General features: G+C 63.5%; 14 protein-coding genes and 1 riboswitch. Of the genes, 6 read left to right on the top strand and 8 right to left on the bottom strand.

Annotation, left to right across the window (positions count from 1 at the left end):
* Positions 1 to 216: 216 nt before the first annotated feature.
* From RY1_RS01420 to RY1_RS01395, 6 genes are all read left to right on the top strand, one after another.
* Positions 217 to 1,599 carry a hemolysin family protein gene (locus tag RY1_RS01420; RefSeq protein WP_072801729.1) on the top strand — a complete coding sequence of 461 codons (1,383 nt, stop codon included), beginning with the start codon at positions 217 to 219 and terminating at the stop codon, positions 1,597 to 1,599.
* Positions 1,592 to 2,710 (top strand): hemolysin family protein, encoded by a 1,119-nt coding sequence (locus tag RY1_RS01415; protein ID WP_072801728.1) that lies wholly within the window; start codon positions 1,592 to 1,594, stop codon positions 2,708 to 2,710. Before RY1_RS01420 ends, RY1_RS01415 begins: the two co-directional genes overlap by 8 nt.
* Before the next feature lie 17 nt (positions 2,711 to 2,727).
* Positions 2,728 to 3,612, top strand: coding sequence for a 3-methyladenine DNA glycosylase (locus RY1_RS01410; RefSeq protein ID WP_072801727.1), 885 nt, complete (start codon positions 2,728 to 2,730; stop codon positions 3,610 to 3,612).
* Between the two features lie 67 nt (positions 3,613 to 3,679).
* On the top strand, positions 3,680 to 5,854 hold the full coding sequence (locus RY1_RS01405; RefSeq protein ID WP_072801726.1) for a malate synthase G: 2,175 nt from the start codon (positions 3,680 to 3,682) through the stop codon (positions 5,852 to 5,854).
* Between the two features lie 17 nt (positions 5,855 to 5,871).
* Positions 5,872 to 7,593, top strand: a complete 1,722-nt coding sequence (locus RY1_RS01400; protein WP_245819453.1) for a substrate-binding domain-containing protein — start codon at positions 5,872 to 5,874, stop codon at positions 7,591 to 7,593.
* A 3-nt stretch (positions 7,594 to 7,596) separates the two neighbouring features.
* Positions 7,597 to 8,736 carry a metallophosphoesterase gene (locus tag RY1_RS01395; protein ID WP_072801725.1) on the top strand — a complete coding sequence of 380 codons (1,140 nt, stop codon included), beginning with the start codon at positions 7,597 to 7,599 and terminating at the stop codon, positions 8,734 to 8,736.
* Between the two features lie 24 nt (positions 8,737 to 8,760).
* Here RY1_RS01395 and gcvP read toward each other — a convergent pair whose 3' ends face one another.
* The 8 genes from gcvP to RY1_RS01355 form a co-directional block, all read right to left on the bottom strand.
* The gene (gcvP, locus tag RY1_RS01390) at positions 8,761 to 11,640 is read right to left on the bottom strand and encodes an aminomethyl-transferring glycine dehydrogenase (protein ID WP_072802226.1); all 2,880 of its coding nucleotides are present in this window, start codon (positions 11,638 to 11,640) and stop codon (positions 8,761 to 8,763) included.
* Between the two features lie 157 nt (positions 11,641 to 11,797).
* Positions 11,798 to 11,895: riboswitch (glycine riboswitch) on the bottom strand.
* 11 nt (positions 11,896 to 11,906) lie between these two features.
* Positions 11,907 to 12,479, bottom strand: coding sequence for a MerR family transcriptional regulator (locus RY1_RS01385; protein WP_072802225.1), 573 nt, complete (start codon positions 12,477 to 12,479; stop codon positions 11,907 to 11,909).
* 391 nt (positions 12,480 to 12,870) lie between these two features.
* Positions 12,871 to 13,344: a bifunctional nuclease family protein gene (locus tag RY1_RS01380; protein WP_072802224.1), complete on the bottom strand. Its 474-nt coding sequence runs from the start codon at positions 13,342 to 13,344 to the stop codon at positions 12,871 to 12,873.
* Positions 13,345 to 13,458: 114 nt separating this feature from the next.
* Complete coding sequence (gene ftsR / locus RY1_RS01375; protein WP_072801724.1) at positions 13,459 to 14,196, bottom strand: transcriptional regulator FtsR; 738 nt, start codon at positions 14,194 to 14,196, stop codon at positions 13,459 to 13,461.
* The gene (gene odhI, locus RY1_RS01370; RefSeq protein ID WP_072801723.1) at positions 14,193 to 14,690 is read right to left on the bottom strand and encodes an oxoglutarate dehydrogenase inhibitor Odhl; all 498 of its coding nucleotides are present in this window, start codon (positions 14,688 to 14,690) and stop codon (positions 14,193 to 14,195) included. The genes ftsR and odhI overlap by 4 nt, the downstream gene beginning before the upstream one ends.
* Positions 14,691 to 14,900: 210 nt before the next feature.
* The gene (gene gcvH, locus RY1_RS01365; protein WP_072802223.1) at positions 14,901 to 15,329 is read right to left on the bottom strand and encodes a glycine cleavage system protein GcvH; all 429 of its coding nucleotides are present in this window, start codon (positions 15,327 to 15,329) and stop codon (positions 14,901 to 14,903) included.
* 18 nt (positions 15,330 to 15,347) lie between these two features.
* On the bottom strand, positions 15,348 to 16,136 hold the full coding sequence (locus RY1_RS01360; RefSeq protein ID WP_371829441.1) for a DUF881 domain-containing protein: 789 nt from the start codon (positions 16,134 to 16,136) through the stop codon (positions 15,348 to 15,350).
* 5 nt (positions 16,137 to 16,141) lie between these two features.
* Positions 16,142 to 16,474, bottom strand: coding sequence for a small basic family protein (locus RY1_RS01355; protein WP_139279712.1), 333 nt, complete (start codon positions 16,472 to 16,474; stop codon positions 16,142 to 16,144).
* Positions 16,475 to 16,537 lie beyond the last annotated feature (63 nt).

The following is a 16,537-nucleotide window of genomic DNA, read 5'->3' as shown; positions in this document are numbered from 1 at the left end:
AGGAAGGAACAAGGTGCCTGAGGCACCCGTAATCACGACAGCCGTCGTCGCGTCCAGCGACCACGGCGACGAGGGCTCCACTTCGGAGGGCTCCTCTATCGAGCCGGGAGACAAACCCGGCGACACCCGAACATCGAAGATTCGCTCGCCTCGCCTCCTTCGGCAGGCAGAGCCCCACGGCGCGATGCGCCTGTCTCAACTTCGGCGGCGATAGCCGTGGACATTCTCGTCAGCATTCTCAGCCTGGTCGGCTTCGTGGCCCTCACCGCCGGAACGGCACTGTTCGTGGCCGCCGAATTCGCGTTGACGGCGTTGGAGAAGAGCGCCGTGGACTCGTCCGTCGCTGCGCTCGACGACATTCGTGCCCGGCAAGTACAGAAAGCGCACCGCACGCTGTCCTTTCAGCTGTCCGGAGCGCAGCTCGGTATCACCATCACCACACTCATCACCGGCTATCTCGCAGAGCCCGTTCTCGCGGGATTCTTCGTTCCGGTGGCCGAAGCGCTGGGCGCGTCCCAGTCTCTTGCGGAAGGCGTGTCGCTGGCCATCGCGCTGATCATCGCGACGTCGTTCTCCATGATCTTCGGCGAGTTGGTTCCGAAGAACATCGCGATCGCGATGCCGATGGGAACCGCGCGTTCGACGGCAGGAGCCATGTCCGGGTTCTCCGCAGTCTTCCGATGGGCCATCAACGGACTGAACGGATCGGCCAACTGGCTGGTCAGGAGACTCGGCGTCGAACCGGCCGAGGAACTCAGGTCCGCGCGGTCGCCACGTGAGCTCAGTTCCCTGGTCCGTACTTCGGCTCAACAGGGCTCGCTCGACGAAGGAACTGCCCGGCTCGTCGGACGGTCGTTGCAGTTCGGCGAACGATCGGCAGAGGAGTTGATGACCCCACGCGTGAAGGTCGAATCACTGTCGGTGTCGGACACTGCATCGGACCTCATCGAGACCGCGCGCAGGACCGGGTTCTCGAGGTTTCCGGTGGTCGACGGCGACCTCGACGACACGATCGGTGTGGTGCACATCAAGCACGCGTTCACCGTTCCTGCAGCGCTACGACGGACGACCCGGCTGGACTCGCTGGCCCAGGACGTCCCCGTCGTACCGTCGAGCCTGGACGGGGACACCGTGATGGAGCGCGTGCGCTCCGACGGAATGCAGGTCGCACTCGTCGTGGACGAGTACGGCGGCACCGCGGGGATGGTGACCATGGAGGATCTGATCGAGGAGATCGTCGGGGATGTCCGAGACGAACACGACGAACCCGAGATCGACGTTCAGCGGTTCGGCGACGGTTGGATCTGCTCCGGCCTGCTCCGTATCGACGAAGTTGCCGCGGCGACCGGGTACTTGGCCCCTGAGGGCGAATACGAGACCATCGGCGGGCTCGTGTTGTCCGAGCTCGGCCGGATTCCCGCCGAAGGAGACACCGTTGCGCTCCCCGACCCCACGTTCGACGATCCCACGGATTCCGACGGTGGATGGGTCGCCAGGGTGACGCGCATGGATGGTCGCAGGATCGACCGGGTCATGTTGCAGCCGGTGAATTCGGGAACGTTGGAGCACATTCGCGCCGAGGAGAACGCTCATGGGTGATTTTCTCGCGGTTCTGCTCGCAGTTCTTCTGCTCGCCGGAAACGCATTTTTTGTGGGAGCCGAGTTCTCGCTGATCTCCGCACGCCGTGACCGGCTCGAATCTTTACTGGCGCAGGGGAAGAAACGAGCCAAGTCCGTGATCGAGGCCGGGCAGAACTTGTCGCTCATGCTGGCTGCGGCGCAGCTGGGCATCACGATATGTTCGATTCTTCTCGGTCGCGTCGGCGAGCCTGCGGTGGCGCACCTGATCGAGAAGCCGATGGACCTCGTGGGGATACCGGAGTCCCTTCTTCATCCGATCTCGTTCACGATCGCGCTCGCGCTGGTCGTGGTGCTGCACATCCTCGTAGGCGAGATGGTCCCCAAGAACATCGCGATCGCCGGCCCGGAGAAGACAGCGATGTTGCTCGTACCGATCCATCTGATGTTCATCAAGATCGCCAAACCGCTCATCTCGTTCTACAACATCTGCGCCAACCTCACCTTGCGCGGGCTGAGGATCGAACCGAAGGACGAACTTGATTCGTCGGTGTCCGAAGACGAGCTGTCTCAGATGATCGGTGAGTCGAGGTCGGAGGGTCTGATCGACGAGGACGAGCATCGCCGACTGACCCAGGCTCTCGATACGTCCGGCCGCACCGTCGCCGAAGTCCTGATTCCGTCGACACAGGTACGCAGTGTTCGGCTGTCCGGTTCGGACGCCGCGTCTGGACCGACGCTCGGTTCGGTCGAGGAAGCGGTGATCGCCACTGGATTCTCCCGGTATCCGGTGCAGGCCGCCGACGGATCGCTCGTGGGATATCTGCATCTCAAGGACGTGCTCGAATACATGCTCGACGAGTCCGCAGGCCCGGACACCGAGATCCCACGCTCCGAGGTGCGCAGGCTCCCCGTCGTCGCAGCCGACACCATGCTCGACGACGCGTTGACCAGGCTTCGTCGTATGAGCAGTCATCTCGGTGCCGTGCACGACGCGTCGGGAAACACCATCGGAATCGTCGCACTGGAAGACCTCGTCGAGGAGTTCGTCGGCACGGTCCGCGACGGCACCCACCGCAATGCGGGACCAACACCCGGGCAAGCCACCATGCGTGGGGGTGGATCGTACTGACCTCGACCCGGACACGGATGTCGGAGCAGGAGTGGACGCTGCGGCGCGCCGCCCACTCGGACCGTATCGACGGTCTGATCGGGGACTACCTGCACCACAGAGCGCAGGGCGCAACACACCCCGTTCTCGATTTCCTGTTCACCTACTACAGCTTCAAGCCGGGACATCTACGACGCTGGAATCCTGGCTACGGTGTCGTGCTGACGGGCGACTCAGCGACCGACTATGCGTCCTTCGCCTCGTACGAACCGCACGACGGTGGCTTTCGGGTGCGTGAATCGCTGCTCGAGCGGCGTCGATCCGCCGTCGAATTCACCGCGGCCCTCCTGCGTTCGACACGCGCGCGCCAACCGAACCTCGGGTGCTTCGGACTGCACGAGTGGGCGATGGTCTACCGCGGCGGGCAGTCGGCCCTACGGCACGGTTCGGTACCGCTGCGGTTAGGGCACGACGGCACGGACGCCGTGGTCGATTCGATGAATGTGCGGTGTACGCACTACGACGCCTTTCGGTTCTTCACCGACGAGGCAGTCCCGAGAAACGCCCTGTACCTCGAGCCGACAAGCCGTGTGAACCACGAACAACCCGGTTGTGTGCATGCGGGCATGGATCTGTACAAGTGGAGCTACAAACTTGCGCCTCTCGTCGACTCGGAGCTGGTTGCTGATTGCTTCGAGTTGGCGCTCCGTGCGCGCACGATCGACATGCGGGCCAGTCCGTACGATCTGTCCGATTACGGCCTCACTCCGATCTCCATCGAAACTCCGGCCGGGCGAGCGGAGTACGTCCGCGCTCAGACCGACCTGATGGCCAGGGCAACCCCTCTCCGCACGGCATTGATCGAGCGATGCCAGAATCTACTCGTGAGCGGCGGTTACACCGTCGGACCTACTGCCGAGTAACATCGACGACGATGTCGTTGTGTGGGCGCCCGGGTGGCGCCCGTGATCCGGAAAGAGCGAGGGATTCATGACCGAGCGTGTTTCTGTTGGTGGACTTCAGGTTGCCAAGGTGTTGTACGACTTCGTACAGACCGAGGCGCTCCCGGGAACCGGAGTCGATTCCGAGCAGTTCTGGTCCGGCGCCGAAGGAGTGATCGCCGATCTGGCCCCGAAGAACAAGGCACTGCTCGCTGTCCGCGACGAGATTCAGGGCAAACTCGACGCCTGGCACGGAGAGCATGCGGGCCCGAACTACGACAAGACCGCCTACAAGAGCTTTCTGAAGGACATCGGTTACCTGCTCGACGAGCCGGCCGACTTCTCGATCACCACCTCCGGCGTCGATACCGAGATCACCTCCACGGCAGGCCCCCAGCTGGTCGTGCCGGTCCTCAACGCCCGGTTCGCGATCAACGCCTCGAACGCCCGCTGGGGATCGCTCTATGACGCCCTCTACGGCACCGATGCGATCTCCGAGGACGGCGGCGCCGAGAAGGGCACCAGCTACAACAAGGTCCGCGGCGACAAGGTCATCGCTTTCGCCCGGGGTTTCCTCGACGAGGCTGCACCCCTGACCTCCGGTTCACATGTGGGTACTACCAAATATGTGGTCGATGCTGCATCGCTTACGGTCACCCTCGCCGACGGCAGCACGGCCGGGTTGGCGGACCCGGCGCAGTTGCTCGGCTACCAGGGCGCCCCGGATGCGCCGTCGGCGATCCTGCTGCGCCACAACGGTTTGCACTTCGAGATCCAGATCGACCCGCAATCCCCGATCGGCAAGACCGACGCCGCAGGGGTCAAGGATGTTCTCCTGGAATCCGCCGTCACCACCATCATGGACTTCGAGGACTCGGTCGCTGCGGTCGACGCCGACGACAAGGTCCTCGGCTACCGCAACTGGCTCGGACTGATGCGCGGCGACCTCACCGAGGACGTCTCCAAAGGCGGCAAGACCTTCACCCGCACCCTGAACCAGGACCGCGTCTACACGGGCGCGGGCGGTGGGGAGTTGACCCTGCACGGACGCTCGCTGCTGTTCGTCCGCAACGTCGGTCATCTGATGACCTCCGATGCGATCCTCGATGCCGACGGCAACGAGGTCCCCGAGGGCATCCTCGATGCGTTGTTCACCTCGCTGACCGGACTGCATTCCTTGGCCGCGGACAACGTGCTGAAGAATTCCCGCACTGGGTCGTTGTACATCGTCAAGCCGAAGATGCACGGCCCCGACGAGGTCGCGTTCGCCGCCGAGCTGTTCGGGCGCGTCGAGCAGGTCCTCGGCCTGCCGGTCAACACCCTCAAGGTCGGCATCATGGACGAGGAGCGCCGAACCACGGTCAATCTCAAGGGTGCGATCGAGGCGGCGAAGGAGCGGGTGGTGTTCATCAACACCGGCTTCCTCGACCGCACGGGCGATGAGATCCATACCTCGATGGAAGCCGGCCCGGTCGTGCCGAAGGGTGAGATGAAGGCCCAGACCTGGATCAAGGCGTACGAGGACTTCAACGTCGACACCGGCCTCGCAGCAGGGCTCGAGGGCAAAGCTCAGATCGGTAAGGGCATGTGGGCGATGCCGGATCTGATGGCCGACATGCTCGAGCAGAAGATCGGTCATCCTCAGGCCGGTGCGAATACCGCGTGGGTGCCCTCGCCGACCGCCGCGACCCTGCATGCGTTGCACTATCACAAGGTCGATGTCTTCGCTCGGCAGGAAGAAATCTCCAAGAACAAGCGTGCCAGTGTCGACGACATTCTGCAGATTCCTCTGGCTCCGTCCACCGACTTCTCCGACGAGCAGAAGCGCAAGGAACTCGACAACAACTCCCAGTCGATCCTCGGGTACGTCGTGCGGTGGATCGATCACGGTGTCGGGTGTTCGAAGGTGCCCGATATCAACGATATTGCGTTGATGGAAGACCGCGCGACACTGCGTATTTCGTCGCAGTTCCTCGCCAACTGGATCCGTCACGGCATAGTCACCGAAGACCAGGTGCGCGAGTCGCTGAAGCGGATGGCTCCGGTGGTCGACCGCCAGAACGCATCGGATCCGACATACAAGAACCTGGCACCGGATTTCGATTCCAACATCGCGTTCCAAGCGGCCAGTGACCTGATCTTCCAGGGCACCAGCCAACCCAACGGCTACACCGAGCCGATCCTGCACCGCCGACGCCGGGAGTACAAAGCCGCCAACGCGTAACCGGTAGCCTTTCTCACGTGGGCGAACATCGAACTTCGGGGGGAACCCGAGGTATCAGTAAGGGCCCAGTGATCGCGGCGGGTGCCATCATCGTGCTGGTGCTCGCCGTGTTCGGGTGGTTTCAGCTTCGGGACCGCATCGCGAACCAAGGAATACAAGCGGCCGAAACATGTGTCGAAGGTCAGTTGACGCTGCCGGTCACCGTCGATCCGGACATCTCGACGCAGGTCACCGACCTGGCTGCCGAGTTCACCGCTACACGGCCCGTCGTCCGTGATCACTGTGTGGCCGTAGCAGTTACTGCCGCGGACTCGGCCCAGGTGGCAGGTGCACTCACCGCCGCGGACCCCAGCTGGGATCAGCAGACGCTGGGGCCTGCCCCCGCGCTCTGGATCCCACGATCCTCGGACACACTTGTTGGACTCCCGGCAGGGACGGTCGCCGGAACACCACGTTCGATTGCACAGTCGCCCGTCGTTCTCGCAAGCCCGATCGCGGTCACGTCCGCGATGCGGGACGCAGGGACGGGGTGGGCGGACCTTCCGGGACTTCAAGGCGCACCCGACGGTCTCGACGTGCTCGGGTTGCCAGGGTGGGGCGGTCTTCGGTTGCAGCTACCGATCGGTCCGTCTTCGGACTCCACCGCCGCCGCGCTGGCCGCTGTCGCTGAGTCCACTTCCGGCACTCCGATGACCCCCGAAGATGTTCGCCGCGGTTCCACGGTGTCTGCCATGTCTGCCCTCGGCAGCACCGATCATGACCGGAGTGCGGTGGTCACCGATTCGACCGAGACAGCGCTTGCCCGGCTGAGTGCAGACATCTCGCCCACGGCTGATTTTCATTCGGTCCCCACCACCGAGCAACAACTGGCCGCAACCTTCGCGGACAGCGGGATCTCGGCGTATGCACCGACCGGTTCGGCACCGATCGCGGACTATCCGGCAGCCATTCTGTCCGGGAGATGGACGGACGAGACACTGAGCCGCGCCGCGGCACAATTCGTGGACTTCGTCGGCCTCCCCGAGAACCGGGCGCACTTCACCGATGCCGGGTTCGAGACAGCAGACGCCCCGCCCGACGCACCGACCACGTCGGCGGACACGGCTCGCGCGTTGATCGACGCAGTGAGGAATCCAGCGACGCCGCGTCGGGCGACGATTCTTCTCGACGTCTCCGGGTCGATGGACACCGTCGAGGGTGGTCGCAGCCGCCTGCAGAACACCACCGCAGCATTGCGGCAACAGTTCGAGGCCGTGACGGACTCGTCCGAGCTGGGATTGTGGGTATACAGCAATGCTCTCGATGCGCAGCGGCCGTTTCGGGAGGAGGTGTCGACGGGGCCGGTCAGCGAGGCGTTGCCGTCCGGAACCAGACGCTCGCAACTATCGGCTGCGCTGGATGCTCTCCGGCCCAGTACCGCCACGTCGACGTACGAATCGGTCACGGCCACGTACATCGATGCCGTCGAGAACTTCGCGCCCGGTGTACCAAACAGCGTGATACTCGTGACCGACGGACCCAACGACGACCCCTCCATCTCGTCCGAGAGGTTCCTCTCCGTGCTGGCAAGCTCGAGCAAGCCGGACCGGCCCGTGTCGATCGACGTCGTATCGATCGGAACCAATTCGGACATCGGTACGTTGCAGTCCATGTCCGACATGACTGGCGGCTCGGTGACGACCGTCAATACGTCGGATGGACCCGAACTCCCCGACCTTCTCCGAAAGTTGCTGTACTGACCCATGACACGACTGCTCGTGTTCGGCACGTTCCTCGCTCTCGTCGGCCTCGTACTTCACTTCCGCTACGTCAGGGCGACACGACTGCCGCGGCCGTACTCCACGATCGCCGATGTCGTGTTGATCGGCATGTGGCTGCTGGCCCTGATCGGCATCGGATCCGGTGAGCTCTTCGATCCGGACTGGGCGCGTGGACCCGCGTTCGTCGGGCTCAGTTGGCTCGCAGTCGTGCTCTACCTCGTGCTCGGGACTGCGCTGGTCGGCCTCGTCACGGTGTCCATCCGCATCGTGATGGCAGTTCGCGGGCGCGACTCGGTGACCGCCCGCCGCAAGGCCACACGAATCGGCTCCGCCGTCGCCGCTGCGGTATCGGTGGTTGCCGTGGGCTACGGCCTCGTCGAGGCATCCGATCCGCGGGTCACCGAGACCACGGTCGCACTGAACCGGCTTCCGGCCGAGTTCGACGGACTACGTGTGGCCCTGGTGTCCGACCTTCACGTGGGGCCTGCCAGAGGCGAAGGCTTCGTGAGGAAAGTGGTCGACGACGTCAACGCCCAGTCACCGGACATCGTCATACTGGACGGCGACCTGATCGACGGTACCGTCGAACTCGTCGGTGCGGATCTTGCTCCACTGAAACAACTTTCGGCGCCGCTCGGTGTGTTCGGGGTGAGCGGCAACCACGAGTTCTACGCCGACGACGGTGGCAAGTGGCTCGATCTGTGGTCGACCCTCGGAGTCACCGTGCTTCGAAACGAGCGGCACGTCGTGACCAAGGACGGCGCCGCCATCGACATCGTCGGAATCAACGACGCGACAGCTCCTGCCCCGTACGAACCGGATCTTGCCGGTGCTCTGGCGGGACGCGATCCCGACAGGTTCTCGCTCCTGCTGGCGCACCAGCCCCTTCAGGCCGTCGAAGCATCCGATTTCGGTGTCGACTTCCAAGTCTCGGGACATACTCATGCCGGCCAGATCTGGCCTCTGCGATATCTCGTACCACTCCAGCAGCCGAGCGTCGAGGGGCTGGACCGCGTCGGTGGCACCACGTTGTACACCACCCGAGGGGCAGGTGCGTGGGGTCCACCGGTCCGTGTTGCAGCGCCGCCGGAGCTCGCGATGCTGCAACTGGTTACGTCCTAGGCTCGAGCCGAGTACGCAGGGCCGTCACGCGAACGCTTCGATGGGCGGGCACGAGCAGACGAGATTCCGGTCTCCATGCGCGCCGTCGATCCTGCGAACTGCAGGCCATACCTTCGCACGAGTAGTTACCGACGCAGGGAAGACAGCTTCCTCACGGGTGTAGGGATGGTTCCACTCGCCGACGAGGCTGCGGGCTGTGTGCGGGGCGCCTCGCAACGGGTTGTCCTCGACGGGCCACTCCCCGGAACCGACTCGGTCGATTTCCGCACGGATAGCGATCATGGCGTCGCAGAAGGCGTCGATCTCATCGAGGTTCTCGCTCTCGGTCGGCTCGACCATCAGCGTCCCTGCTACCGGGAAACTCATCGTCGGCGCGTGAAACCCGTAGTCGGCCAGTCGTTTCGCCACATCGTCGACGGTGACTCCCGTACGTTTGGTGAGCTCTCGAACGTCGAGAATGCACTCGTGCGCAACCATGCCGTTGTCACCGGTGTACAGAACGGGAAAGTGCTCGTCGAGCCGACGTGCGATGTAGTTCGCCGACGCGATGGCGGTCAACGTGGCCTTGCGCACACCGACTGCTCCCATCATTCGGATGTAGGCCCATGTGATCGTCAGAATCGACGCGCTTCCGAACGGTGCGGCAGCGACCGGCGCCCCACCACCGAGACCCTCGCGCAACGGGTGTCCGGGCAGGTACGGCTGAAGATGTGCCCGAACTCCGATCGGGCCGATTCCCGGCCCTCCGCCCCCGTGCGGGATGCAGAACGTCTTGTGCAGGTTCAGGTGGCTCACGTCCCCGCCGAACCGACCCGGACGGGCAAGTCCCACCAGCGCGTTCAGGTTTGCGCCGTCCACGTACACCTGACCGCCCGCGTCGTGTACTGCGGCGCAGATATCGTCGATTTCGTGTTCGTAGACGCCGTGCGTCGACGGATACGTGATCATGATCGCGGCCAGAGAATCTGCGTGCTGGGTGATTTTGGCGCGAAGATCGTCGACGTCGACGTCTCCGTTGGTCCGGCAGGACACCACGACGACCTTCATTCCGACCATGACTGCTGAGGCGGCGTTGGTTCCGTGGGCGCTCGATGGAATCAGGCAGATGTCGCGGTGCTGATCTCCGCGTCCCAGGTGGTAGTTGCGGATGGCAAGCAGCCCGGCGTACTCGCCCTGACTACCTGCATTGGGCTGCAGACTCACCGCGTCGTAACCGGTGATGTCGACAAGCCATTTCTCGACGTCGGCGATGATGGACCTGATGCCGACGGTGTCGGCATCAGGCGCGAACGGATGCAGCCTCGCGAACTGGGGCCACGTGATCGATTCCATCTCCGCTGTCGCGTTGAGCTTCATCGTGCACGATCCCAGCGGGATCATGCTTCGGTCGAGGGCAATATCCTTGTCCGACAGCATTCTCAGATAACGAAGCATCGACGTCTCGGTGCGATGGCGTGTGAATGCCGGGTGGGTGAGAAAATCGGACGTTCGGACGAGGCTCCCGGGAATGGACTCCGCGGCATCGGTTGTGGTCGGAGTCGCCCCGAAAGCGTCGAGAACCGAGGCGATGTGACCGACAGTCGTCGTTTCGTCGCACGAGATACCCACGGTGTCCTCGTCGATCAGCCGGAGGTTGATACCCGACTTCTTGGCTGCACCGACGACATCCCGTGCGCGCCCGGGGACCGACGCGGTCACCGTGTCGAAGAATGTATCGCTTGCGAGTTCGATTCCCGACTGCCGAAGTCCTGCGGCCAGTGCACGCGCGCGCGAATTGACCTGATGCGCAATGAAACGAAGCCCGTCGCTACCGTGGTAGCTCGCGTACATCGCCGCAACGATGGCGAGCAGAACCTGCGCGGTGCAGATGTTCGATGTCGCCTTCTCGCGTCTGATGTGCTGTTCGCGTGTCTGCAGGGCGAGCCGGTATGCCAGATCCCCGTCCGCGTCCACGGACACACCGACCAACCGGCCTGGCAGTTGCCGCGAGTGAGCGGAGTGGACGGCGAGGTAACCGGCGTGCGGCCCACCGTAGCCCATAGGAACACCGAATCGCTGAGTGGTACCGAAGCAGACATCGGCGCCGGACTCGCCCGGCGGCGTCACCAGCGTCAGAGCGAGCAGATCGGCGCCCACAGCGACCAGGGCGCCTGCCTCGTGCGCACTGGCGGTCAGGGCACGGTGATCCATGAGACGTCCACTGGCACCGGGGATTTGGGCAAGGACACCGAAGAAGTCACCGTCGGGGAGCCCGTGGGAAAGGTCGTGGTGCACGAGTTCGATTCCGAGCGGTTCGGCCCTCGTCTCCAGTACTGCCAGAGTCTGTGGGAACACGTCGGTGTCGACCACGAATCGAGGAGACTTCGACGTGCGGTTCGCCCGACGTAGCAGCGTCATCGCCTCTGCGGCCGCCGTCGCCTCGTCGAGCATCGACGCGTTGGCCACCTCCATACCGGTCAGATCCGCAACCATGGTCTGAAAGTTCAGCAGCGCTTCGAGCCTGCCCTGGCTGATCTCCGGCTGGTAGGGGGTGTAGGCCGTGTACCACGCTGGATTCTCGAGAATTCCGCGAGTGATCACCGGTGGTGTCAGCGTGTCGTAGTAACCGAGACCGATCATCGACGTCGCTACGGTGTTCTGCGCCGCACGATCGGCAAGTTCGGCAAGAGCATCGTGTTCTCCGACAGGCTCGGGGAGTGTGCCGAGCCCCTCGCTGACTCCACCCGAGGACTCGTCGAGAATCGATGCAGGAACGCACTTGATCGCGAGGTCGTCGAGAGTAGCGACTCCAACGACATGCAGAATCCGATCGAGCTCCGCGGAGTCGGGACCGATGTGCCTATCGGCGAAGATACGCCCGTGCGACGTCGGCGGTGTAGCTGAGCGAGAGTTCGTTTCGGTCACGAGGAGCTCCAAGGGTTCGGTGCGTACGACAGGGCGCTCCTCCCCCTCTGTCGAATGCTCACCGAAACGAGCGCCTGAGAGATTCGGCCCGCCGATGGCTACCGGACGTCCTTTCCCCTTGGGCGGATGGGTACTCCCATCACTTTCCAGAGACGTCGAAGCTCACACGGTCCGTGTGCCTGAGAGATTGACGGGGAGGTGTTGCTCCTTCGGCGTCCGGAACTGGCTGCCCCGGAACTCTCCCGCGCAAGCGCGACGTCTGAAGTCTAACCGGTCTTGCGGCTCGCGCGATTCTTGCGTCGAGACGCCAGCTCGTCCTCGGGCGTCGTCTCGGATTCTCCACCGTCCGCTCGCTCGGCGGGAAAGTCTGCGATGAGGCCGGTCAGTTCACGCATCGCGCCGTTGACAGCGATACCGAACACGCCTTGCCCACCCTGGAGGAGATCGACGACCTCCTCGGCGGAGGTGCACTCGTACACCGTCGTACCGTCGGAGAAGAGGGTGATATTGGCGAGGTCACCGACACCCCGCTGCCGAAGATGGTCGACGGCCACGCGGATGTTCTGCAGAGAAATTCCTGTGTCCAGTAGCCGTTTGACGATCTTCAGGACCAGCATGTCCTTGAAGGAGTAGAGCCGCTGGCTGCCCGAACCTGCCGCGCTTCTGATCGACGGAACGACCAATCCGGTGCGGGCCCAGTAATCGAGCTGCCGGTAGGTGATTCCAGCGATCTGGCATGCGCTGGGTACTCGATATCCGACAAGATCGTCGGGCACGGAGTCGTCGGGAAACAATCCTGGTTGAAAGTCTTGGACCTGCCGCGGGGGGACCGTGTCCACCGAACTCGCGGGGTTGTATTCTGTCGCGGTGTTCTCTGCTGTCGCGGTGTCCACCGTTGCGGGGTCGCCAGCTCCTGATGCGTCGGTCGCTGAACCGTGGTGGCGTTCCTGCGGCTGATCTCCCACTGACTGCTCCCTCTTCGGATGTCTCGACACTGCGCGTGAACCTGACTCAGGTTCTACCGGGATGCGCTCCCGGCGTACTGCCGCGTGAAGTCCATTCCGCGTACCAGGCCAGACTACTCTCCGGCGCGGATCGGCGACATACGATCGCCGACTGGAACTCACAGGCTGAACGCTATGGCGCGTTTCTCTCGGAATCAACGCGCCGCGCCGTAAACCTGAACCTAAAGTTGAGGTTGAGACTCTTCCGTTACCTCGATCGCGATCTTCAGCCGTCCGTGGCCTTGAAATCGTCGGGCGAAACCGATTCCAGAAATTCCTTGAACTTCTCGACCTCGTCTTCACGCTCGTCCGGCATCAGCAAGCCTGCCTCGGCGAGAACGGGCTCTTCTGCGTAGATGGGAACACCCGCACGCAGCGCGATCGCCACCGAATCGGACGGGCGGGCCGATACACGGACGTTCTTGTCGAACACGAGATCGGCGTAGAACGTCCCCTCTTGCAGATCAACGATCCGAACCTCTTTGAGGGTGTGGCCGAGCGCACCGATCAGATCCTTGATCAGATCGTGCGTCAAAGGGCGCGCCGGCTGTACGCCCTGCTGCTCCAATGCGATGGCGGCCGCTTCCGTCTGCCCGATCCAGATGGGCAGATAGCGTTCTCCATCGGACTCCCGCAGCAGAAGAACCGGCTGGTTCTGGGGCTGCTCGACACGAATACCGACGACGCGCATCTCACTCATGGTGACTGCCTCCCACATGCTTCGAAAATCGGGCCGCAGATCCGGGTCCGTCCACTGCGTCGAGTCTATTGGATGTTCGCGACGCAGTGGAGTCCAGCGACGACATCGAACGCGTCAACGATCGAGAGCGCCTCGCACAGCAGCTTTGACCAAACACGTATGCAGAGTCAGAGACAGCGCCGCAAGTTCGCGGATCATCTCCTCGGCCCTGTCCCGTGCTCCTGCATCGCGACTCTTCGCGACGGGTCCTGCAATTTGTGCGACCAAGCCGGCTTCGCGATCTGCCGCCAGCTTGAAGGCGCGAAGGTGCCGAACCTCGAGACCGAACTGCAACATTGCGTGGGCAGTTCGGGCGAGTACAACCGATCCTTCGTCGTAGAAACCGGCCTGTCCGGGAGTGACGAGACCAGCGCGGATCAACTCGGTCAGGAACGGGTCGTCGATGCCCGCCCGCTCCAACAGGTCGGACTTGCTCACCCGCGTTTCACGATCCGCCAGGAACTCGTCCGGATCGACCTCGCCTGGGGCAACGCTGAGCGTGCGCGGCTTACGCGGCGCAGGTTCGGCTCGCTCGACCCGCGCCGCGCCGCTGTCGATCGCCTCCAGCTGCTCTTTGATGACCTTGAGCGGAAGGTACTGATCTCGCTGCGCTGTCAGCACGAACCTCAAACGTTCACAATCGGCGACGGAGAATCTCCGATAGCCGGACGGCGTCCGCTCCGGCGAGATCAAACCCTCTGCTTCGAGAAATCTGATCTTGGAGATGGTCACATCTGGAAAGTCGGGCCGAAGTCGATCGAGGACGGAGCCAATCGACATCCCCCCGGGAGACTGCTGCCCGACGGCGGTCACTGGCTGCCCGCACCTGCAGACGACTCCCCTACCTGCGATCCTGCTCCTCCGCGTGGTCCGGTCAGGAAGACAAGACGGAACTTGCCGATCTGGACCTCGTCACCATTGGCCAGCACGGCCGAGTCGACGGGCTCGCGGTTGACGTACGTGCCGTTGAGGCTGCCGACGTCGACTACCTGGAACTCGTCGTCGTCCTGACGGAATTCAGCATGACGACGGCTCACAGTGACATCGTCCAGGAAGATGTCACTGTCGGGATGACGACCGGCCGACGTCGTCGGCTGGTCGAGCAGGAAACGAGAGCCTGCATTCGGGCCTCTCTTCACGACGAGAAGCGCGGACCCGACCGGTAGGCCCTCCACACCCGACACCGGAGCTTCGGAAGTCTGACTCGTTGCCGAGTTGTCCAGCTCCTGAAGGAAGTCTGCACGGAAGACCGACGTGGTCTCCGCCGGCGACTCTCCGTAGATGCCGTCGTTGTCGTTCTCGCTCACCGTTTCTCCTTCTCAGTCCGATCACCCGGGCGACGTACACCGCGGGCTACGCAGTAGATAGCTTGCACGTTCAGTTCTTGTTGCGGACCTGTCTTGTTGCGGACCTGTCTTGTTGCGGACCTGCGCCCCGACACGGCATCTACACATCAACGACCGTACCCTGCGTACGAGCGTGGGTGTAGACGGTTTCTCCAGTCCGCTCCCGCGAAGTTACCCGGCCGTAATGGCAGCATATCCGTCGGCGTCGAGCATCTGTGTCACCGCTGTGTTCAACGTGGCTTCGGTGTCGACCTCGAGCTCGACCAACCAGCCGTCGGTGTACGGACCGGTGTTGACCTTTTCCGGACCGGCATCCAAATCCTCGTTGACGGCAATGACTTTGGCGGAGATCGGCGCGAAGACGTCCGACACGCTCTTGGTCGATTCCACCTCGCCCATCGAGGACCCTGCGGTGACCTCGTCGCCGACGGCAGGAAGCTGGACGAAGACGACGTCGCCGAGTTGACCTTGTGCGAAATCGGTGATGCCGATTCTGACCGTCGTCGGGCCGGTCCTGTGCACCCACTCGTGTTCGGGTGTGTACAACAAGTCAGCGGATGGCACGGTGTCGCTCAACTCGGCAGTCCTTTCGGGTGGCATCCCGACCATGCGGTCGAGCTAGTTTCCGGGCTGAGCGTATTGACGTGATCGTGGGTCCCGCAAGGCGGACACGGTGACCTGGTCCGATTGAGATACTGCGCACTCTCCCCCATTTCGAGCGACTGTGTCGACCACTCCGCCAGGGATGTCGAGCGCAGCCGACAGAGTCGGCGGATCGCCTATCGCAGTCAATACGAACGGTGCGGATATCTCGCTCCCGTCGACGACGACGGATCCGGCTGCCCCCGCAATCCAGGAGTCGACGCCGATACGGATGGGCTCGCCTCCGTCACCGGAGATCTGCACCGCCTCGGCTCCCGCTGCGCGCAGTTCCTGTAGCGCATCGACCAGTACCTCCGATCCGACGCCCGTTCTCGGGTCCTCGACGGTGACGACGACTCCCGGTCCCGTGGCGCCGACAACACCGACCTGTATCGACAGCGCATCGAGCTTGGACTGAGCTTCGGTGAGCGCCGCACCCGACCCGCCTCCCTCGGCACGCAGGGCCGACAGCGTGTTCTGCAAGGTCGTGATGTCCTCGCGGATGGACGCTTCGCGCCGTCCGAGGTTGTCGAGGACAACCAGTAGATCAGCGGGTCTGGCCGAATCGAGCGAATCCTCGCTCTCGTTCACGCGAACTTGGGCGGCAAGCCCGATCCCGAGAACAGCCATCAGGAGGACGGCCAGACACCCGAACACTACGGACCGGCGACGGCCATCGACTCGACTGGGCCCATCGACGTGACCGTGGCCATCGACGTGACTATGGGGATCGTCGCGCAGTTGATGCTTCCCCTCGTGTGTCACCGTTCTCACGCTCCGAAGAGTCGGCGACGCAACGCCGCCGCATTGCCGAATATTCTGATGCCGAGCACGACGACGATTGCCGTCGACAGCTGGGTTCCGACGCCCAGTTGGTCGCCCAGCCACACGATCAACGCCGCGACGACGACGTTGAACACGAACGAGACGACGAAGACCTTCGCATCGAATATCTCGTCGAGATACGCCCGCAGGCCGCCGAAGACTGCGTCGAGGGCGGCCACGACGGCGATCGGAAGGTACGGCGCCACCGCTTCCGGAACCTCGGGTGAGGACACGGTTCCGATGACGACTCCGATTGCCAGCGCGACGAACGCCAGCAGTAGAAGGCTCCCGCCTCGTCGTGGGGCATCGGCGCGAGGCCTACTCGGCCCGGGAATCTCGCT

Origin of the sequence: Rhodococcus yunnanensis NBRC 103083, assembly GCF_001895005.1 — a bacterium.
Taxonomy (GTDB): Bacteria; Actinomycetota; Actinomycetes; order Mycobacteriales; family Mycobacteriaceae; genus Rhodococcoides; species Rhodococcoides yunnanense.
The sequence above is the reverse complement of the archived record's forward strand: the minus strand, read 5'-3'. Positions and strand labels throughout refer to the sequence as shown.

Coding starts and splice junctions, on each gene's coding strand:
- RY1_RS01410 (WP_072801727.1), top strand. CDS start 2,728: ATGTCGGAGCAGGAGTGGACGCTGCGGCGCGCCGCCCACTCGGACCGT.
- RY1_RS01405 (WP_072801726.1), top strand. CDS start 3,680: ATGACCGAGCGTGTTTCTGTTGGTGGACTTCAGGTTGCCAAGGTGTTG.
- RY1_RS01415 (WP_072801728.1), top strand. CDS start 1,592: ATGGGTGATTTTCTCGCGGTTCTGCTCGCAGTTCTTCTGCTCGCCGGA.
- RY1_RS01380 (WP_072802224.1), bottom strand. CDS start 13,344: ATGAGTGAGATGCGCGTCGTCGGTATTCGTGTCGAGCAGCCCCAGAAC.
- RY1_RS01395 (WP_072801725.1), top strand. CDS start 7,597: ATGACACGACTGCTCGTGTTCGGCACGTTCCTCGCTCTCGTCGGCCTC.
- gcvH (WP_072802223.1), bottom strand. CDS start 15,329: ATGCCACCCGAAAGGACTGCCGAGTTGAGCGACACCGTGCCATCCGCT.